Source organism: Terriglobia bacterium (genome assembly GCA_035712365.1).
Classification (GTDB): Bacteria; Acidobacteriota; Terriglobia; order UBA7540; family UBA7540; genus SCRD01.
Genome location: DASTAW010000060.1, coordinates 1 through 19,769 on the forward strand (window position 1 = coordinate 1; position 19,769 = coordinate 19,769).

The 19,769-nt window shown below is 58.3% G+C and carries 17 protein-coding genes; 8 read left to right on the forward strand and 9 right to left on the reverse strand.

What is annotated here, in order from left to right:
- The 3 genes from VFQ24_18030 to VFQ24_18040 all read left to right on the forward strand — a co-directional run.
- Positions 1-964 (forward strand): sodium transporter (locus VFQ24_18030; GenBank protein ID HET9180258.1); only part of this gene is annotated, 964 nt, incomplete at its 5' end.
- 106 nt (positions 965-1,070) lie between these two features.
- Positions 1,071-2,228, forward strand: coding sequence for a glycosyl hydrolase family 18 protein (locus VFQ24_18035; GenBank protein ID HET9180259.1), 1,158 nt, complete (start codon positions 1,071-1,073; stop codon positions 2,226-2,228).
- A 117-nt stretch (positions 2,229-2,345) separates the two neighbouring features.
- Positions 2,346-2,936 (forward strand): phospholipase D-like domain-containing protein, encoded by a 591-nt coding sequence (locus tag VFQ24_18040; protein HET9180260.1) that lies wholly within the window; start codon positions 2,346-2,348, stop codon positions 2,934-2,936.
- A gap of 46 nt (positions 2,937-2,982) precedes the next feature.
- On the opposite strand, the gene VFQ24_18045 is transcribed toward VFQ24_18040, so the two are convergent.
- Together VFQ24_18045 and VFQ24_18050 are read right to left on the reverse strand one after the other, a co-directional pair.
- Entirely contained in the window at positions 2,983-3,516 is a 534-nt protein-coding gene (locus tag VFQ24_18045; protein ID HET9180261.1) for a hypothetical protein, read from the reverse strand.
- A gap of 202 nt (positions 3,517-3,718) precedes the next feature.
- On the reverse strand, positions 3,719-6,145 hold the full coding sequence (locus tag VFQ24_18050) for an exo-beta-N-acetylmuramidase NamZ domain-containing protein (GenBank protein ID HET9180262.1): 2,427 nt from the start codon (positions 6,143-6,145) through the stop codon (positions 3,719-3,721).
- A 181-nt stretch (positions 6,146-6,326) separates the two neighbouring features.
- On the opposite strand from VFQ24_18050, the gene murQ reads away from it, so the two are divergent.
- The 3 genes from murQ to murA are packed head-to-tail and all read left to right on the forward strand — an operon-like array spanning position 6,327 to position 9,763.
- Positions 6,327-7,283, forward strand: coding sequence for an N-acetylmuramic acid 6-phosphate etherase (gene murQ, locus VFQ24_18055; GenBank protein HET9180263.1), 957 nt, complete (start codon positions 6,327-6,329; stop codon positions 7,281-7,283).
- Entirely contained in the window at positions 7,280-8,467 is a 1,188-nt protein-coding gene (gene nagA, locus VFQ24_18060; protein ID HET9180264.1) for an N-acetylglucosamine-6-phosphate deacetylase, read from the forward strand. Before murQ ends, nagA begins: the two co-directional genes overlap by 4 nt.
- Positions 8,468-8,494: 27 nt before the next feature.
- Positions 8,495-9,763: a UDP-N-acetylglucosamine 1-carboxyvinyltransferase gene (gene murA / locus VFQ24_18065; GenBank protein ID HET9180265.1), complete on the forward strand. Its 1,269-nt coding sequence runs from the start codon at positions 8,495-8,497 to the stop codon at positions 9,761-9,763.
- 76 nt (positions 9,764-9,839) lie between these two features.
- On the opposite strand, the gene argH is transcribed toward murA, so the two are convergent.
- The 3 genes from argH to argR all read right to left on the reverse strand — a co-directional run bounded on the left by argH (position 9,840) and on the right by argR (position 13,037).
- Positions 9,840-11,261 (reverse strand): argininosuccinate lyase, encoded by a 1,422-nt coding sequence (argH, locus tag VFQ24_18070; protein ID HET9180266.1) that lies wholly within the window; start codon positions 11,259-11,261, stop codon positions 9,840-9,842.
- On the reverse strand, positions 11,258-12,517 hold the full coding sequence (locus tag VFQ24_18075) for an argininosuccinate synthase (GenBank protein HET9180267.1): 1,260 nt from the start codon (positions 12,515-12,517) through the stop codon (positions 11,258-11,260). Before VFQ24_18075 ends, argH begins: the two co-directional genes overlap by 4 nt.
- A 73-nt stretch (positions 12,518-12,590) precedes the next feature.
- Entirely contained in the window at positions 12,591-13,037 is a 447-nt protein-coding gene (gene argR, locus VFQ24_18080) for an arginine repressor (protein ID HET9180268.1), read from the reverse strand.
- Between the two features lie 794 nt (positions 13,038-13,831).
- Here argR and VFQ24_18085 point away from each other — a divergent pair.
- Both VFQ24_18085 and VFQ24_18090 read left to right on the forward strand, forming a co-directional pair.
- Positions 13,832-14,260 (forward strand): VOC family protein, encoded by a 429-nt coding sequence (locus tag VFQ24_18085; protein HET9180269.1) that lies wholly within the window; start codon positions 13,832-13,834, stop codon positions 14,258-14,260.
- A gap of 196 nt (positions 14,261-14,456) precedes the next feature.
- Entirely contained in the window at positions 14,457-15,644 is a 1,188-nt protein-coding gene (locus tag VFQ24_18090) for an acetate/propionate family kinase (protein HET9180270.1), read from the forward strand.
- A gap of 138 nt (positions 15,645-15,782) precedes the next feature.
- Here the strand turns inward: VFQ24_18090 and VFQ24_18095 are convergent, their stop codons facing one another.
- The 4 genes from VFQ24_18095 to VFQ24_18110 form a co-directional block, all read right to left on the reverse strand.
- A complete protein-coding gene (locus VFQ24_18095; GenBank protein ID HET9180271.1) occupies positions 15,783-16,079 on the reverse strand; it encodes a hypothetical protein in 297 nt (98 codons plus the stop codon).
- 206 nt (positions 16,080-16,285) lie between these two features.
- Entirely contained in the window at positions 16,286-16,531 is a 246-nt protein-coding gene (locus VFQ24_18100) for a hypothetical protein (protein ID HET9180272.1), read from the reverse strand.
- A 187-nt stretch (positions 16,532-16,718) separates the two neighbouring features.
- Positions 16,719-17,009 carry a hypothetical protein gene (locus tag VFQ24_18105; GenBank protein ID HET9180273.1) on the reverse strand — a complete coding sequence of 97 codons (291 nt, stop codon included), beginning with the start codon at positions 17,007-17,009 and terminating at the stop codon, positions 16,719-16,721.
- A gap of 384 nt (positions 17,010-17,393) precedes the next feature.
- Positions 17,394-19,769: vitamin B12-dependent ribonucleotide reductase (locus tag VFQ24_18110; protein ID HET9180274.1), on the reverse strand; the 2,376-nt coding region annotated here is incomplete at its 5' end.

Sequence of the window (19,769 nt, forward strand, 5' to 3'; positions counted from 1 at the left end):
TGAAGGCGGGCTTACGGCCGTCATCTGGACCGACGTCACGCAGCTTACCATCTACATTGCCGGGACCGTGATCGCCTTGCTGCTGGCCGTCAAGGCCGTTCCGGGCGGATGGGCAGAAGTGGCGCATCTCGCCGCCATTTCGGGGGGCAAGTTCACCATCCTCCATTTCCAGTTCAACTGGCACGAGCCCTATCTGTTCTGGTCCGGCCTGATCGGAGGCACATTTCTCACCAGCGCCAGCCACGGGACCGATCAGTTGATCGTGCAGCGTCTGCTGGCGGCCCGGAACAAACGGCAGAGTCAGGGGGCGCTGCTGGCCAGCGGGGTGGTGATTCTTTTCCAGTTTGCGCTGTTCCTGGTGGTGGGCGTGGTGCTGTTTGCTTTCTATCATTTTCATCCGCCGGCCCAACCTTTCACGCGTCCGGACAAAATCTATCCAACGTTCGTCGTCACTCAACTTCCGGTGGGGCTTGCAGGGTTATTAACGGCGGCCATCATCGCGGCGGCCATGGCGAACCTGAGCGCCGCATTCAATTCGCTGGCTTCCAGCTCGGTAGTGGATTTTTACCGCCCCTTCTTCCGCCCCCAAGCGGACCAGCAGCATTATGTCCGGGTCTCGCGCGCGCTGACGCTTTTATGGGGGGCCGTGCTGATTCTGATTGCCATCGTCTCCCAATATCTGCACGAGGGCGTTCTGGTGCTGGCGCTGACCATCGCGTCCATTCCGTACGGGGCCATGCTGGGAATCTTTTTGCTGGGCGTTCTGACCAAACGCGCGAATTCGCGGGGCACGCTGGCGGGGGCCGTACTCGGCCTGGCTGCGCTCATCCTGGTTGTTATCGGAAATGCGCTTGGAATCATCAACATCGCATGGACGTGGTACGTGGTTATTGGGACTCTGGTCACCTTTTTTGGCGGAGGGATCGCCAGCATGATGACTTCTCGACATAGCACGACGCGATAGCACCCTGCAAATCCCCGCTCCTGAAATCCGCATCTTGACGAAGCCGGAGCGGTGCTAGTACTCTCTTCGGAAAACCTGCTGGCGAGGAAACTGTTTGAGGCGATACGTGAATCGAATACCACCGGTGCTTGCGTCCCTGATTGTGATGCTGCTCCCGGTAACATTCCTGACCGCTCCACCTCGTTCGAACCAGAGCGGCCAGTCCGCGGTGGAGACCACTGAAAAGGCCCAGGAGAACGCCGATCAGACCCTGGCGGCGGTCCGCCAGCGGGTGATGACTGCAAGGCCGCTTGCCATGTACTACACCACCGGAGGCATGTTGGGACTCAGCTCCATCGAACAGCACGCTTCGGACATGACTATTCTGGCGCCTCAATGCTTTTGGCTGGACCAGAACGGACGCGTCCAGGGAAGCATTCCGCCCCCCACGCTGGACGCGGCCCGACGGGCCGGGTTGCCGGTCATGGCCCTGCTTTACAATCAGGACTTCAGCCGGCGTGTGGCTTCGCGGGTGCTGCGCAACCGGCCGCTGCAAAGGACCGTCATCAGCCAGCTTGCGGAGATCGCCAGGAAGGAGAATTTGCTGGGCTTCCAGCTCGACCTCGAAAATATCAATCCTGACGACATCAATCTGTATACCCGGTTTGTCCAGGACGCTGCAGCGGAGTTCCACCACGAAGGGCGGATGTTGAGCGTAGCCGTCGTTCCCCGCTTCATGGATTCCGTTCCCGGCCAGTGGGCGGCGGCTTACGACTATCCAGCGCTCGCCAACGCGGTGGATTTCCTGACTTTGATGGCTTATGACAATTCCGGCCGGCACGGCCAGCCCGGACCCATCGCTGGTTACAATTGGGTCCGGAACGCGCTCGAGTACGCCAGCAGCCGCGTCCCTGCGGACAAGCTCCTGCTGGGCATCGCCCTCTACGGCCGCGAGTGGAGCGACGACGGACACACTCTTCAGGCGCGAACCCTGCCCTTCCCCGAAACCCAGGCCCTGCTCAGCCGCCTGTCACTCACACCGCGCTGGGACGAAAGGCACCGCTCTCCGTGGTTTGAATTCAGGGACAGCGGAACGGTGAACAGCGTGTGGTATGAAAATGCCAGGAGCATTCAGGAGAAGCTCGGGTTGATCGTGCGTTACCGGCTGCGCGGGTTTGCCGCGTGGCGTCTGGGCATGGAAGATCCGCGCATCTGGTCGATGGTTACAGCAATGCGCGCCAGCCAGGCACAGGCCCATGAGGACCCTCGCGCCTCGGGTTTTTGACGTTGATCTGTACCGCCCCCTCAGCCAAGTTGCTCTCGGGCAAGAGTGGCTTTGGGCATGCTCCGTTTCCGCCCCAATGTGGTCTGGCCGGAACGAGTCCACAGTAATGAAGGTTTTATGAAAAGATTTCGGTTCCGCCGCTCGTCCCTGTTTGCCATCATCGCTGCGGCCGTGATTGCCTACGGCTATTTTTCAGGGTCCGGGCAACAGGAATCTGCCAGGGGACCCGCAGTAGCTCCGGTTGCAGTCTCAGGCAACTCCGCCATCGAGGGCCCGTACTTCTCCGACCGCGACCGTGTTGCCGACCGCATCGTCGCCGCTATCAACCACACGCGGCACAGCCTGGACATCGCCGTTTACAGCATTACGCAACCCGACATTGCCGCCGCTATCGAGGCAGCGCACCGTCGCGGGGTCCGGGTAAGAATCGTCACCGACGCGGGGCAGGCTCTGGACCGCCATTCGGAGGCCGGCTTTCTTAGGTCAGAAGGAGTTCCCGTCCGGCTGAGTGGAGGATTTCGGGGAGCACGTTCGCTGATGCACAACAAGTTCGCAGTTTTCGACGGAGAGCTTGCTGAAACGGGGAGTTACAATTGGACCACAAGCGCCACCAGTTACAACTTTGAAAACGCCGTGTTCATTCGCGATCCTGAAGTCTCAACTCGCTACGAGGGGGAGTTTCAACATCTGTGGGCGCAGGCACGGTGAAGGCGAACGCTCCGGGACTCCGCACCGGGCCCATACGAAATCAATTCTACTTCTTCTGCAGGGCCGGAAGGATGTACTTGGTGATCAGCATGTCGTAGTCCTGCCGGGCCTCGTCCGTAACGGGAACGGTCGTCAGCGGCCCGTCTGCTGATACCCTCAGATAAAGATCGCCCGTCTCGCCTAATTCTCCCGGATTGATCTTTTCATATTTGATGTTGTCCGATTCTCCAAAGTCATAAATCTGCCTGGCATCGTAAGTTTTCAATTGTTCCGGGGTCAATTTGCCCACGCTTCGTACCATGATGCGGAGGCGTCCAAAATAACGGTCCTTGTCATACTCAACGCAAATCACCCGCTGCAGTTCGTTCGATGGGTCCAGAGGATCGGGATAAAGGTTCGCCAGCAGATAATAATCTGTCAGCTTACCTCCTGAAGAATCATTCAGCAGTTGATAAAGTCTGTATGTCGGATCGTCCGGATTGACCGATTCGTGTTTCTTTTTTGCCCAGGCAGATGGCGCCGCAAAAACAAGCAGGCCTACGGCCGCGAGGGCGGCAACCATGTACTTCCTCTCTCTCACTTCACCCTCCCCCGTCCTGGATGGCTGTCGATGAACTTTAGCGAGGACGGTTTAAGCGCAGGAGAGAAGCATATCACGGTTTCCCGCAGGGTCAATACCAGCTTTCACCCTATCATTACAGGTAATTAGCCCTATATGCGCTTGATGGATAACACGCGCCGGGAGGCTGGCGTTTACAGCTTCATAAGGCGCAGTGTCCAACTTAGTGGTTTTCCTGCGGCAACCCTGCCTCTCCGTAGATCAGGTACTTCGCGCGCATTTTTCGGAATGTCATCAGGGGCTCTTGCCACAGGTACTCAATCCGGGTTGGATCAAAGTCGTTCCCGATGTCGTCAACCACCCATCGTGAGCCGATCAGGGGAAGAGTTTTGTCCAATTCAAATTGTTTTGGAAAAAGCTGGTGAAGCGCGGAAGCCAGCTCAATGCCCAGTTCCGTGGAGTCGAGCGCCTGGCGGTCCACCAGATAGATTTGAACACCGTGGCACACCTGGCCTGCGAACTTGCTGCTCTGCGGCGTGAAGTCCACCGGAAGAAACCGCACCCCCTGAATATCGCGGGCATTCAGATAAACCGCCAGCCACTTTCCGTCGATCCAGGGCGCTCCCAGGAGTTCAAAGGGCGTATCGGTACCGCGGCCGACGCTGATGTTGGCTCCCTCAACCATCCCGACCCCGGGATAGAGAATGGTTTCGGCCAGTGAGCGCAGGTTGGGCGACGGGTTCATCCACTTCAGACCCGTTTCGTCAAGCCAGTCGGTCCGCTCCCAGCCCTGCATCTTGATGACGTGCAGATTTGCGCCCAGGTGCTCTTCGGCATTGAACATTTCGGCCAGTTCCCCCATTGTCATGCCGTAGCGAACAGGCAGCGGGTAGTAGCCGACGAACGATCGCAAGTCCGAATCGAGGATCGGACCCTGCACAATCGATCCTCCAATCGGGTTGGGGCGGTCCAGAACGTAAAAAGCCAGGTGGGATTTTGCGGCCTCTTCCATGGCATACGCCATGGTCGTGATGTAAGTATAAAAGCGCACGCCGACATCCTGAATGTCGAAGACCAGGGCATCCAGCCCCTGGAGCATTTGGGCGGTGGGCCGGCGCGACTCGCCATAAAGGCTGTAAACCGGCAACCCAGTGACCGGCTCCCTGCTGGAGGCCACGGCGCTGTCCTCCTTGCCCCAAAGGCCATGCTCCGGGCTGAAGATGGCCTTGAGCTGGACGCCGGGCGCATGGTTGAGAAGATCAATCGTCCGCCGTCCTTCGGAATCCACGCCGGTCTCGTTGGTAATCAGGCCGACGCGCAGGCCTTTCAGTGGCGCAAAGTCTTCCCTCTCGAGCATATCGATCCCTGTCAGCACGCGCCCGTTCCGCAAGCCGCTGACCCTGTAACTCCGCATCAACTCGTAATAGCCTGTCAGCGACCTGCGGGAGGCCAGGACCTGCCGGTCTGAGGTCGGACCCAGCGCGGCTGCAATCGCCGTGTCAATCATCGAACGGAGCGCCACTACGTCGCCTGTGCCGTTCGGATGGACGCGGTTGGCAAGGAATACCACGTACGTCTGCGTAACGGGATCAATCCAGATCGACGGGCCTGTAAACCCGGTGTGGCCAAACGATCCCACCGGAAAAAGCTCGCCGCGATTCGAAGCAAAAGGTGAAGCAATATCCCAGCCGAGCCCGCGTACCGCCATCTGGTCAACCGGTGATTGTGGGGTTGTCATCTTTTCCACGGTCAGGCGGCTCAGGATGCGCACGCCATGGTAGATTCCGCCGTTCAGAAGCATCTGGCAGAAAATTGAGAGATCGCGGGCGTTAGAAAACAACCCGGCATGTCCCGCCACTCCGCCCATCCGCCGGGCCGTGGGATCGTGAACTTCACCCCACAGGATGGGGCCCGTGTCGCCGTCCACGTGCTGAGTGGGAGCGATGCGATAACGCAACGTCGCGGGAGGAATGAACATGGTGCTGGTCATCCCAAGGGGCTTGAAAATATGCTGTTCGCAATAGACATTGAGCGGCTCGCCGGAAATGCGATGGACAAGCTCTCCCAGCGTCTCGAAGTTGATGTCGCTGTACAGGAAGCGCGTTCCGGGCGGCAAGATCGGCGCGGTATCAACAATCATCCGCATGGCGGTGTCGTAGCCGGACCAGTCGTAGCTCAGGTCCAGATCGGGCGGCAGTCCGGAATAGTGCGTCATAAGTTCGCGTACCGTGATGTCCTGCTTGCCGTTGGCCGCAAACTCCGGCCAGTATTCGGAAACGGGGTCGTCCAGGCGGACCTTGCCCTGCTCGAACAACTGCATAATGGCCGTGGTGGTGACCACAATTTTGGTGCAGGAGGCCATGTCAAACATGGTGTCCATATACATCGGGAGCTTTCTCGGGACCAGGCGCCGATACCCAATCGCGCGCCGGTAAACAATGCTGCCGCTATGGCCCACCAGAATGACGGCCCCAGGTGTCTTGCCCTCGTGCATGGCCTTTTCAACTACGTCAGGCAACTGCGCGAGACGCGCTGCTATGGCTGTCGACCCGCTGGCAGGGACTCGGCGGCGGACCTGTGCGGCATTAACCGCAGGGACAACAAGCGCCACAGCTAGCAGAAGGACTTTGAAATTACGAATTGGTTGCATTCCATACTCCCAGACAATTTATTCATCAAGCAGAGCATTTTGCTATAAACTCAGGGGTTCGTGTCAATTAAAGATTCGATTCCCCGGATTGGCACGATGTGGACAGCGAAGTCCCGCGGCAGATGTTCGGAGCGGCCAAGCAGCCGAAGCTTCAGATGCAAGGCCCCTGCAGATCGCCTGAATGAAGAACCCATCAAAAGAGCGTGTCACCGAAAGGGAGAATCCCGAAGCAGGTTCCCTGGACACCAGAACAACACGCGAAATTCTTGACCTGATGAACCGCGAAGACCGCAAGGTTGCGGTGGCGGTCGGCAAAGCGTTGCCGCAAATCGCCCGCGCCGTTGACCTGGCGGTTAAGGCGCTGTCCACTGGAGGACGGCTGGTGTATCTGGGGGCTGGAACCAGCGGCCGGCTTGGAGTGCTGGATGCATCGGAGTGCCGCCCGACATTTGGCACGGACAAGGTGGTGGCCGTTCTGGCAGGTGGCCCAACGGCCATGTTCAAGGCTGGCGAGGGCGTTGAGGACGATCGCGCCAGCGCGCGAAGGGACCTCAAGCGCATCAGCCTGCGCAAGCGAGATATTCTGGTGGGAATCGCAGCAAGCGGACGTACGCCTTACACCCTCGAGGGGTTGCGGTATGCGAAACAGCAAGGCGCTGCAACCGTGGGCATAACGGCCAACCCTGATTCTCCCATGCGGAAGTTCGTCGATGTTGAAATTGCGGTTAACGTTGGCCCCGAGGTGATTGCAGGATCGACCCGCCTGAAGGCGGGGTCGGCCCAGAAACTCATCCTGAATATGCTTTCCACAGCCACAATGGTGAAGCTGGGCCGCGTTTTCTCAGGGCTGATGGTCCACATGGAGATGAAGAATGAAAAACTCCGGGGGCGCGGACGCTCGATCGTGGTTAAGGCCACAGGAGTCGATGACGCAACGGCCGCACGGGCGATGAAGGCCTCAGGTTCAAATCTTCCCGCAGCCCTGCTGATGATCTGGAAAAGCGTCCCCAGGGCTCAGGCCCTCGGCATTCTCAAACGACAGCCCAACACGGCTCTGGCGCTTCGGAAGGTACGAACAGAATATCTTGAGGAGCAGGCACGCGCTCATAGCAAGAAATCCCCCAGGGGGAAGTCATGAAGGCCGTCAAAGCCATTATGGCCGGGACCATATATACTCCGGCAGAAGAGATCCACAATGGCGTAATCCTGGTTGAAGGGCACCGAATCGCAAAAGTCGGGCCGCGCGAGCAGGTGAAGGTCCCGCAGGGCGCGGCGGTGATCGATTATCAGGACCGCACGGTCGTTCCGGGATTCATTGACATCCACATTCACGGCGCGGTGGGACACGACTTGATGGAAGCAACTCCCGAAGCCGTTGCGGCCGTGGGAAAGTACCTGGCGCGCCACGGAACAACTTCCTATGCGGCCACCACCGTTGCGGCGAGCCTGGATAGAACGCTGAATGCAGCCAAGGGTCTGAGTGAAATCATACGGGCCTCCAACAGTTCCCACGTGGTTTCGGACAACATAACCGGGGCCCAGCCGCTGTGCATCCATCTCGAGGGCCCGTTCCTCAACATCAAGCGCCGCGGCGCGCACCCCGCATCGCAGATCCAGAAGCCTTCCACCGAATTACTGGCCAGGTTTCTCGAGGCCGCCGACGGCACGGTGCGTCTTCTGACGCTGGCGCCGGAGCTGGAAGGCGCTCTCGCAGTCCTCGAATTTGCGCGCAGCAAAGGACTGAAGGTCGGCATCGGGCATTCAAATGCCACTTATGAGGAAGCGAAGCGCGCCATCGAAGCCGGGGCCACTCACGCCGTCCATTTTTTTAATGCCATGCGTCCCTTCACGCATCGCGACTCAGGAATCATTGGCGCCGTGCTGACGGACGATCGCGTCAGCGCGGAACTGATATGCGATGGCATTCACGTGGAACCCACAGCCATCCGCGTGCTGGTGAGGTCGAAAGGGGTTGAGCGGCTGATCCTGGTGAGCGACAGCCTGAGCGGCGCCGGCATGCCCGACGGCAACTACCGCCTGGGAAACTTTACGGTACACGTGGCGGGCGGCGTGTGCCGGACGGTCGAGGGGAACCTGGCAGGCGGCACCATTATGCTCGACGCCGCTTTGCGCAATCTCTCGGCCTATACGGGGCTCAGCTACCAGCGATGCCTGCCCTGCGTGACCAGTAATCCAGCCGGCATTCTGGGACTCGAAAATCAGAAAGGCGTGATTGCTCCCAGGGCCGACGCCGATCTGGCAGTCCTTGACCAGCAGTTTTACGTCACGCAAACGTACGTCCGGGGCCGGCCCGTGCTCTAGATCAGCCACCTGGGCCTGGAAACCAATATGGATAAGTTCCTGATTACGGGAGGTCGTCCACTCGAAGGCGAGGTAACCATCAGTGGTGCAAAAAACGCCGCCCTTCCCGCCATGGCGGCAGCTCTGCTGACCGAGGACCGGATTGTCCTCCGCAATGTGCCGCGAGTTCGTGATATCGGCACAATGCGCAGCCTGATGGACGAGCTGGGCGTTGATTCCTCTGTCACTCATGAGGAACACGGCAATCGTATCGAAATTGAGACACGCCGTTTGCTCAACCCAATGGCGCCTTACGAGCTCGTCAAACAAATGCGGGCTTCGATTCTTGTTCTGGGACCTCTGGTGGCCCGCTTTGGGCAGGCGCGCGTTTCTCTGCCGGGTGGCTGCGCCATCGGAGCGCGCCCCGTCAATCTTCACATCAGGGGCCTGGAGAAGCTGGGCGCATCGATCCGGATTGAGCACGGTTACATCGAAGCCCGTTCTGACCGCCTGCGTGGGTCTGTTTTCACTTTTGATGTGGTCTCGGTAACCGGAACCGAAAACTTGATGATGGCCGCCGCACTCGGAGAGGGTGAAACGGTGCTTGAAAACGCGGCACGGGAACCGGAGGTGGTTAACCTTGCCGATTTATTGATCAAGATGGGCGCCAGGATCGAAGGTTCGGGAACGGACGAAATTCGTATTCGGGGAGTGGACCGGATGCACGGCGCCGAACACGAGATCATCCCCGACCGGATTGAGGCCGGAACTTTTCTGGCGGCGGCCGCGATCACGGGTGGCCATCTGGTGCTCGACCGTGTCAATCCCTCCCACCTCACCGCCGTCATCAATAAACTCTCTGAAGCGGGAGCTCAGATTCGTGAACCCGGCCCGGGAAAACTGGAAGTTTCGGCAGGCCAGGTAATTCAAGCCATTGACGTGACCACGAAGGAATACCCCGGGTTCGCCACAGATATGCAGGCCCAATATATGGCCCTGATGACCCAGGCCGAGGGATCTTCCCTTATTACCGAAACGATCTTCGAAAACCGCTATCTCCATGCCCAGGAACTGTTACGGATGGGCGCCGACATCGCGGTAAATGGCCGGCGAGCCGTGGTTCGAGGCAAAACGCCCCTGAGCGGGGCCAAAGTGCAGGCTTCCGATCTTCGCGCCAGCGCCTCTCTGGTGCTGGCAGGGCTGGCAGCGCAGGGTGAAACCTTGATCGATCGCGTCTATCACATCGATCGAGGGTATGAGAGGATCGAGGAAAAGCTAGTCCGCCTCGGAGCAAGAATTCGGCGCGTCTTTGAATAGCTCCGTGATTCACACTCCCATTTGGAACAGACCGGCAGGCGCCTCACTTGCAGGCCGAGGCTTCCTAGAGAAGATTTTATGCGCCTCGGCTGGGTCGCCCGTTTGGAAGGTGCTTCCTAAGCCGGTTGAGCGAGCGATTTGCGTTGGCCATCTGCCTTGCAACCTGGCTGGGCGCCGTTCCCCCAATCGTCTTCTTTCTGCGAACCGACAATTCGGCTGATACCGCCGTCTTGGCCAACGCTTTGTCCCACGAGGGAACAACGCGTCGCCCTTCCTCCAGTGTGAGGTCGGCAAAGATTTTGTTTTCATCCACGCAGTATCTGACGAGCTTTCCGACCTGTTCATGCGCCAGGGCGAAAGCGATACCCCGATGAACCAGGGCGTCCGCTATTTCCGTGGCAGTCAGGAAACCCAGCGCAGTGGCCTCGAGCATCCTGTCAGCACGGACGCTCAACGTTGCGACGACGCGCCCGGCCAGGACCAGGCAATCAGAGGTGGTGTCAACCGCGTCAAACAGCACTTCCTTATCTTCCTGAAGGTCGCGATCGTATGCCAGGGGAAGGCCCTTCAGCAATGAGAGCATAGACGTGAGTCCGCCCAGAACCCGCGCGGCTTTGCCCCGAATCAGTTCCAGCGTGTCGGCGTTCTTCTTCTGGGGCATCAGGCTGCTGCCAGTAGCATAGGCGTCATGCAGCTCGACGAAGCCCATGGCCGGAGTCGAGTAGAGGATGAAATCCTCCGATAGCCTGCTGAGGTGAATCAGAATCATCGAGCACGCAAACAGCAGATCACAGACAAAGTCGCGGTCGGAAGTTACGTCCAGGCTGTTCTGTGCGACGCGGGCAAATCCCAGTTCGCGCGCCAGCCGTGCGCGGTCAATGGGAAAAGCGGAGCCGGCCAGCGCACCCGCGCCCATGGGAAGTTCGTCAAGGCGACGAAAGCATTCGTGCAGGCGCTCGATATCGCGCATCAACATTTCGAAGTAAGCGAGCAGATAATGCGCAAACAGGACCGGTTGAGCAGGCTGCAGGTGTGTATACCCAGGCAGGATCGCCGACTTGTTTGCCCGCGCCTGCTGAAGCAGCGATTCCAGGACGCCTGCCGCGTTCTTCTGGAGTTCGTGAATGGCATCCTTCGCATACAGCCGCGTCTCTGTGGCGACAAGATCATTGCGGCTGCGTCCCGTCCGAAGTTTTCCGGCCACAGGCCCGATTTCTTTTTCGAGCCGGGCCTCGACCCAGCTATGGACGTCTTCGCTCTCCTGCTTAGCGGCCCAGCGGGGATTCTGCTTGACGTAGCGGGCAATCGCATCCAGTCCGCGCGTCAAAGCTGACACCTCGTTCCGGGTCAGCACTCGCACGCGCCCAAGTTCCCGGACGTACGCGTTGTTGACTCGTAGGTCGTAGGCAATCAGTCGCCGATCAACCGAGAACGACTCCGAAAATTTCTCAAACTTCGGATCGCGCCGGCCTTCAAACCGCCCGCCCCAGAGCTTCATTTCTTTCTCCCGGAGGGACTTTTCGAACCGCTCTGCTTTCGATCCCGCAACGCCAGTGCGGCCAGCCTGGTGGGAAGGCCCAGGATGTTGATGAAGCCCTCGGCATCCTTCTGGTTGTAATCCGCGCCCATCGTGAAGGCGGCAACACTCGGGTTATAAAGGGAGTAAGGCGAACGGCGGTCCAGAACGCGCACGTTCCCCTTGTAAAGTCCCAGGGTGACTTCACCCGTGACGTTTTTCTGAGTCGTGTCCACAAAGTTTTGCAGGGCTTCGCGGAGCGGAGTGAACCACTGTCCGTAATAAACAAGCTCAGCATAGCGGAGTGCCACATGCTGCTTGTAGTGGAAAGTCTCGCGATCGAGGCACAGAGCGTCAAGCTCGTGGTGCGCTGCATGGAGAACTTCTCCGGCAGGCGTCTCATAAGCACCGTGGGACTTCATACCCACAAGGCGGTTCTCCACAAGGTCCGTGCGGCCGACACCGTTCATTCCAGCAACCCTGTTCAGCTTTTTCATCAGGTCGATCGGCCTCAGCTTCTCGCCGTCCACTGACACGGGCGCCCCCGCCTTGAAGCCAATCGTCAGTTTAGTCTCACGGTCAGGAGCCCGCAGCGGGCTGACGGTCAGCTTCCAGGCGTCCTCCGGAGGCTCGCCCAGCACGGTCTCGAGTGGACCGCCTTCGTGGCTCAGATGCCAGAGATTTTCATCACGGCTGTAAAGGTCCTTTTTGGTGACGGGCACGGGAACCTTGTGCTTGCGCGCATACTCGAGCGCGTCTTCACGCGAAACAATCGACCACTCGCGCCAGGGAGCGATCACGCGCAGGTTGGGAGCGAGCGCCTTGAAAGTCAGCTCAAACCGAACCTGGTCGTTCCCCTTGCCAGTGCAGCCGTGCGCCAGGGCGTCTGCGCCCGTTTGAAGCGCGATTTCCACCTGCCGCTTGGCCAGGATCGGGCGTGCCAGCGAGGTCCCCAGCAGATACTTGCCTTCATAAATGGCGCCGGCCTGGAGCGCTTTCCACAAGTAGCCGGTAATGAATTCCTCCCGCAGATCTTCCACAAACACCTGCGAGGCTCCGCTCTTCAGCGCCTTCGCGCGCAATGCCTTGTAGTCGTCACCCTGCCCTACGTCGCCAACCATGGCGATGACTTCGCAGCCGTAATTCTCGCGAAGCCATGGAATGATGATGGATGTATCCAATCCTCCGGAATACGCGAGGACAACCTTTTTAACTTTTCTCGATGAATTTCCAGACACTCTTATGATTTCCTTTCTCTATTGTATTTTTCCTGTTCGGAGGCGCAAATCCGGCGGGAACCGCTGCCGCCCTTCATGGGCCAAGAAGTTCGAGGATTTTTTTTCGGATATGCACGGCATGCTGCGTGCTGCCCGTCGCAATAAAAATCGTATCGTCTCCGGCCACGGTCCCCACAACTTCAGGCCACTGTTCGGCGTCGAGGGCCGCGGCCACCGAGTGGGCGTTCCCCGGATGGGTCTTGATCACCACCAGATTGCCGGCTTTGCGCACTTCCCACAAAAATTCCTTCAGGATGACCGGCAATGCCGGCTGGGAAAGCTTGGGCGACGCAGGAGGTCCCGGCATACGATAGCCGTTGCGGGTTTTGACCAGACCCAATTCCTCGATATCGCGCGAAACAGTGGCCTGCGTCACCTCGATGCCTCGGCGGGAAAGCTTTTCACACAACTCCGCCTGGGTTGCAACGTGCCCCCTTCTCAGCAAGTCCATGATTTGAGTACGGCGGTAGAGCTTGTCCATGCAATTTTATGCAACCGATTTATAAATACTCTAGATAACAAATTTTGGCAAGCACTACAGAAAGTGGTTGTCAGTTCGGCGCGCGCTCGGGTATCATATTTGTGCGGGGTGGAGCAGTCTGGTAGCTCGTTGGGCTCAAACTCCCGCCGGGCGGGATCGTGGTTCAAATCGCGCCTGGCAAATTGGGCGTCCGCACAGTAATGTGCGGGAAGATCACTCGTCAAAGTCGGTGAAACCTAAGTCCTGCTATGCGGGATACGGCAATACCGAACCAAGCCCCAGGAATCCGGGGAAGGCGTAGAGACTGGACGGCGAGCATCCCGCTTCGCGGGATGAAGGTACAGTCCGACTCTCAGCGAAAGCTGAGTCAGATCGCATAACCCAAAGGTCGCTGGTTCAAATCCAGCCCCCGCAACCAAACCTATTCCAATGTCCCGCGTCAGTAGTAAGCCTTACAGCGTTTACGTTCTCTGGAGTTCCGCCTGACGGCGATTTTACATTGGTATTTCGGAATCCGTCACTCATCGACTGGAACAACACAATAACGGACTGTCCCGCTGGACGTCTCGTTACCGCCCCTGGACGCTGGTGTACAGCCGGGAATTTCCAAACTGCACTGAGGCTCGGAAGTTCGAATACAAGCTAAAACGGCAAAAGGGTGGAATCGGTTTCTACAAAGAAACCGGGTTGCATGCGGGAACTCTCACACGATATAGTCCAAGACTCGAAGAGATCTCTTCGCATAGATAAAGGCGGCGAGCATTGCCGCTTTCATTTCAGAAGGAGGAGAAGCCGTGCAGGGTCCTCAAAATATAAAGGTTTTATTCATCGCTGGGTTCGGTCCAATCGTGCGCGAGACAGCCACAAGTCGCAAACTCTACAGCGAACTCCTCGGCATTCCCTTCAAAGAGGAGAGCGACGGCTATCTTCATACCGAAGCTATTAAGGGAGCAAAAACTTTTGCCCTGTGGCCGCTTTCTCAGGCAGCGCAATCATGTTTTGGCAAAGATGCCTGGCCTAGCGATATTCCTGCGCCACAAGCGTGGCTTGAGTTTGACGTTGAGAGCGTCGACAAAGCAACAACGGAGCTTCAATCCCAAGGGTATCGAATGCTCATCAGGAACAAGAAAGAGCCATGGGGCCAAATCGTCAGTCGTTTTATCTCACCGGAAGGATTACTGGTCGGCGTTACTTTCACTCCGTTGATGCGAGGACAGAAATAGTCCAAGCCGCGAAATCAAATTGCGCGCTGAAGGCAAAGTCTTGAGTTGTTGGCTATACGGAAGGCACCGTCTAAGAGTTGTTCTAACTTTAAGGGGGCTATGCAACGCAGTGAATCAGTTCGGCAAGCCATCCAGGAGGATCCCTATCTGGATGCAGAAGAGCATCAGGCCGTGGAAAGTCGATTAATGAATTCATATGGACGGTAATGCGCTTGTTCTGAACGTAGGCTCGTCGAGCCTGAAGTTTTGCGTTTTCCTGTTGAAGGACAAGAAACAATGGGAGATCCTCGCGCGCGGCGAAATCGAGGACATTGGGACGTCACCCCATCTCTCGGCGAAGGACGGCCACGGCGAAGTCCTCGCCGACATCTATCTGGAGGACACGGTCCGGGACGGACAGGCCGCCATTGGTTCTCTGGTTGGCCTGGTCCAGTCCAAATGGGCCGGCACTAGTGTCCTCGGTGTGGGCCACCGCGTTGTTCATGGCGGCACACGCTTTGCGCAACCCGTAGTGGTATCGCCCCAGATCCTAAAGGAGCTCTATCAGTTCGTACCGCTTGCCCCTTTGCACCAGCCGCACAACCTCGCAGCCATCGAAGCAGTCTCTGCGCGATTGCCCGGCGTTCCGCAGGTCGCCTGCTTCGACACAAGCTTTCATCTGGGCAGGCCGCAGGTCGCGGAACTGGTTCCGTTGCCCAGAGAAATCTGCCAGTCAGGGCTGCAGCGATATGGCTTCCATGGCTTGTCATACGAATACATTGCTTCCGTTTTGCCCGAGGTGGCCCCGCAGATTGCCAGCGGTCGCGTGATCGTGGCACATCTGGGGAACGGCGCGAGCCTGTGTGCTCTGCGAGATGGCAAGAGTATCGACAACACCTTCGGATTCACGGCGCTCGATGGACTTTGCATGGGAACGAGGCCAGGTTCGCTGGATCCAGGGGCGGTGCTGTATTTGTTTCAGGCTCTGGGGCTCTCTGCCAAAGAAGTTGAGACGATTCTTTACGAGAAATCCGGCCTGCTGGGGATATCAGGCGTCAGCAGCGACATGCGTGATCTGCTGGCTGCAAGTGAGCCGGCAGCCCAACTGGCGGTTGCCTATTTTGTATACCGCGCGGCGAAGGAAATCGGCGCCATGGCTGCCGTCCTGGGTGGCGTCGAGGGGCTGGTCTTCACCGCCGGCATCGGCGAGAACTCCCCTGAAATCAGGCGAAGGATTTGCGAAGCTTCATCATGGCTCGGCTTGGAACTGGACGAGCAGGCGAACGCAAACAGGGGCGCTCGGATTTCCACTCCCCGAAGCAGAGTCTCCGTCTGGGTAATTCCCACGAATGAAGAACTGATGATCGCCAGGCATACCGGGTCACTGCTGGGGTTGACCCATTAGCCTGTCTGCGCGGACCAGCACCGACAGAGGCTCCCGGATTCTGCCGCAGGCTTGGCACGGAAACGCGATGTCGAGTCCCTGACGCAAAAGGGCCACACCGGCGGCACAGAGCTCCCAGCTCCCACCCACGCTGGTAGATTAGACCAGCAGGCCCTGGCGTTGGGTTGCTTTCAGTTGAAGGCGGAATTCCCTGCAGATTTCCCTTCGATCGGCGGAAGAAAGCGCCGCCAGGGCCTCAGCGGGAGTGGGATAGTGGTCTGCAAGGTGATACTTGCCGCTCAGGAGGACGGTGACCGCAATCAGCCCCAGAATTTCCTCGTCCCTCGGTTCGCGGTCTGAAAAATAAGCGGCGAAACCCTGGGTATCTCGGGCGGAATTCTCCACTAGCATTCGTGCCTGCCGGATGAAATAGTCCTTGATTCTCTTGCCTGGCATAAGTTACCTATCCAACACCGGAGGCGCGCCCGCCGGCCGCAGAGTGCCCAGAGGAGGAACATGGCCATTGCAGTGGAGGCTGTGCGGTATAGCCTCCTACGGGGAGGTTTCTCCCCTGCAATGCACAGCGGGCCGCACGACGGCTGTCAATTTGAATTCGGAATAAACCCGCCTTTGCTACCGAAAATTCCTTAGGTGTTCAAACGCTAACAGGACAATCGCTCCATACGGAGAGCCAAGTCCCGCAACAACCCCTCTTCACCCAGTTCAGATCTAAGCTTTCCGCAGGACGGACAAACGAGAATGATGCTGGCGACGCGCTCGCCCTCGATTCGCTTGACGTCCCAGCCCGTACTGATGGCCTTTTCCTCTTCGGGAAGTTTGCAGTCACAATACCAGCAATATCCTTCTCCCGTGCTGCAGATCGCCCTCAATGCCTCGCTGACGTCCATGGGTCCTCCCAAAATAGAAACGGGCTGCCTCGCTCCCGAAGCAGCCCGTCATCAACTCACTTGGGTTCGAATCGAAAAACTTTTCAAAGGTTGCCTGTGCTCCACAACTCCAGGATTGACTTTCGGCCTACCACGCCATCTTGCGCAGTGCCAGGGAAATTGCGGAGAAACGGAAGCACCCCGTTTCTTAATTCTTCAGCCACTCTCCCACTTCGGACACTTCGACGGCCAGCTTGTAATGGTTTCCCGAATCATGCACCAGGAGACCTTTGGATTGCAGTTCGTGGAAACCTTTCAGATAAGCAGCTGTGACCTTGGGGTTCCTGTGATCAAGGAAGTGGTGAGGGCCGGAAGCAACCCAGTTCTTAGTTGTTGAGCTTCGCAGCAGGTAGACTTCGCCGCGGCCTTTGGCCGCATCCAAAATCTCCTTGGCCTGAAGCGACAGCCTCTTTGAGGACCCACCGGACATGAGCGGCATACTCCCTCCGTAGGAGTTTAGGACAAAACGCCCCACACCCAATCGCGCGCATGTGCTGCCTCAGGGCAACCAGACCGTGCCACCCACTGCCTCAAGAAATAGCCATGGAACGGTCTGTCGCCCGCGCCGGTCTTTTCCACTGTCGCATTTGAGCTTCCGCTGACTCCGCTTCCCGCGCCCCGAAGGGACCCCGACGCGCAGCACCTTTATCTATATACGACCGAACCTCCTTTGTCAACAATGAATTACCTTTACTCAGCATCAATGCATTTCTATAGGTTAAGGCAGTCAAACCGCATTTGCTGGAAAACCGGCTGGACTGGATTTCAACGCGAGCCAGCAACCGCCAAACAGGGCGGTCAGACTGGCTTGCCACCAAAACGGTTACGAACAACCGCTGGTCGAGCCGCAGTTCATGCAACGGTAGCAGGCGCCGTTGCGCACCATGATGGCGCCGCAATCCGCACAGGAAGGCGCATCATCAACCGTGGATTCCACGCCGGCCAGTCCAGCCTGGCCGGCGCCGGCGGCCGGGGAAGTTCCTGCCACAGCACGAGAAAACTTTTGAGCCAGATCGGCGGCTTTGGTGGTGTCTTTGCCGTTTATCGTCTCGATACTGGTGTTTTCCCGAGGCTGCGCGTCCCTGGGCAGGAACTTCCAGGCAAGCCACCGGAATATGTAATCCATCACAGACTTGGCATAACGGATTTCCGGATGCGGGGTCCAGCCGCTCGGCTCAAACCGCGTGTGGCTGAACTTGTCACACAGGACCTTTAGCGGCACGCCGTACTGGAGGGCCAGTGAAACCGCAGTGGCGAAGGAGTCCATCAGCCCTGAAACGGTAGACCCCTCCTTGGCCATGGTGATGAAAATTTCGCCCGGCTGACCGTTCTCATAGAGTCCAACGGTCAGGTAACCTTCGTGCCCGCCCACTGAGAACTTGTGCGTGATGGCGCGGCGCTCATCCGAAAGTTTGTGCCGGAACGGCTTGCCCTCGGGAGCGACAGCCTGGACCTCTTCTGCCTCTCCGGCGGATGGCTGGACCTTTTCCCGCTTCGCGTCGGAGGTGTTCAAAGGCTGGCTGCGCTTGGAACCGTTCCGGTAGACGGCGATGGCCTTGAGCCCCAGTCGCCAGGCCTCGATGTAAGCCTTCTCGATGTCCTCGACGGTGGACTCCTCGGGCAGGTTCACGGTTTTGGAGATGGCGCCGGAGATGAAGGGCTGCACCGCCGCCATCATGCGGATGTGCCCCATATAATGGATGGAGCGCTTGCCCTTCGCCGGTTTCAACGAACAGTCAAACACCGCCAGGTGTTCACCCTTCAGGTGCGGCGCACCCTCGATGGTGCCGTTCTGGTCAATGTAATTCACAATTTCCGACGCCTGCTGTTCCGTATAGCCAAGCTTGAGCAGGGCCATGGGCACAATGTTGTTGACGATCTTGATGAGGCCGCCGCCGACCAGCTTCTTGTATTTCACCAGCGCCAGGTCCGGCTCGACGCCGGTGGTGTCACAATCCATCATGAAGCCGATCGTTCCCGTCGGGGCGAGCACCGTAACCTGCGCATTGCGATAACCATGCCTCACGCCGCTGGCCATGCATTCATCCCACACTTCGCGGCAGGCTTCCATAAGGCGCTCCGGAACGTTGCGCGAATTGATGTTCTGCAGGGCATTCCGGTGCGTGGAGATCACTTCCAGGAAGGAATCCCGGTTGTCCTCATACCCCTGGCACACCCCGGTTTCCGCCGCGATGCGCGAAGACGTCAGGTAGGCCTGGCCGTGCATCAGGGCCGTGATCGCCGCGGCAAAGTCGCGCCCTCCGTCGGAGTCGTAGGGCAGACCGTTGGCCATCAGCAACGCGCCCAGATTGGCATAACCGAGACCCAGCGGCCGGAAGTTGTGCGAGTTTTCAGCGATTCTTTGAGTGGGATAGCTGGCATTGTCCACCAGGATTTCTTGCGCCGTGATCATCACATCCACTGCATGCTGGAAAGCTTTCCCGTCGAACTTCAGGTCCGGTGTCACAAATTTCATCAGGTTCAGAGAGGCCAGGTTGCAGGCAGAATCGTCCAGGAACATATACTCGCTGCAGGGATTGGAGGCGTTGATGCGCCCGGTGGTCTTTGACGTATGCCACCTGTTCACCGTGGTGTCAAACTGCATGCCCGGGTCGCCACACTGCCAGGCGGATTCCGCAAGCTTGTGCATCAGATCGCGCGCGCGATAGGAAGCGATGGGTTCGCGAGTAGTAACGCGGCGGGTCACCCAATCCTTGTCTTCGACCACCGCCTCCATAAAGTCATCCGTAACGCGAACACTGTTGTTGGCGTTCTGGAAAAAGATGGAGCTGTAGGCCTCGCCGTCAAGCGCCGGATCGTATCCCGCATCCACCAGTGCCCATGCCTTGCGCTCTTCCTTCGCCTTGCACTCGATGAAATCGACGATGTCCGGGTGGTCGATATTGAGGATCACCATCTTGGCTGCGCGCCGTGTCTTTCCGCCGGACTTGATGACACCGGCGAAGGCGTCGTAGCCTTTCATAAACGATAGCGGACCGGATGCGATGCCGCCGCCCGAAAGCGTTTCTACCGACGAGCGCAGTGGCGACAGATTCGTCCCTGTTCCCGATCCCCATTTGAAAAGCATGCCTTCGGTTCGTGCGAGCCGCAGAATGCTGTCGAGATTATCCTGAACCGAGTTGATGAAGCAGGCGGAGCACTGCGGGTGCCGGTAAGCTTCCGTCTCTTTCTGGATACC

Coding starts and splice junctions, on each gene's coding strand:
- VFQ24_18040 (HET9180260.1), top strand. CDS start 2,346: ATGAAAAGATTTCGGTTCCGCCGCTCGTCCCTGTTTGCCATCATCGCT.
- VFQ24_18050 (HET9180262.1), bottom strand. CDS start 6,145: ATGCAACCAATTCGTAATTTCAAAGTCCTTCTGCTAGCTGTGGCGCTT.
- murQ (HET9180263.1), top strand. CDS start 6,327: ATGAAGAACCCATCAAAAGAGCGTGTCACCGAAAGGGAGAATCCCGAA.
- nagA (HET9180264.1), top strand. CDS start 7,280: ATGAAGGCCGTCAAAGCCATTATGGCCGGGACCATATATACTCCGGCA.
- murA (HET9180265.1), top strand. CDS start 8,495: ATGGATAAGTTCCTGATTACGGGAGGTCGTCCACTCGAAGGCGAGGTA.
- argH (HET9180266.1), bottom strand. CDS start 11,261: ATGAAGCTCTGGGGCGGGCGGTTTGAAGGCCGGCGCGATCCGAAGTTT.
- argR (HET9180268.1), bottom strand. CDS start 13,037: ATGGACAAGCTCTACCGCCGTACTCAAATCATGGACTTGCTGAGAAGG.
- VFQ24_18090 (HET9180270.1), top strand. CDS start 14,457: ATGGACGGTAATGCGCTTGTTCTGAACGTAGGCTCGTCGAGCCTGAAG.
- VFQ24_18095 (HET9180271.1), bottom strand. CDS start 16,079: ATGCCAGGCAAGAGAATCAAGGACTATTTCATCCGGCAGGCACGAATG.
- VFQ24_18100 (HET9180272.1), bottom strand. CDS start 16,531: ATGGACGTCAGCGAGGCATTGAGGGCGATCTGCAGCACGGGAGAAGGA.
- VFQ24_18105 (HET9180273.1), bottom strand. CDS start 17,009: ATGCCGCTCATGTCCGGTGGGTCCTCAAAGAGGCTGTCGCTTCAGGCC.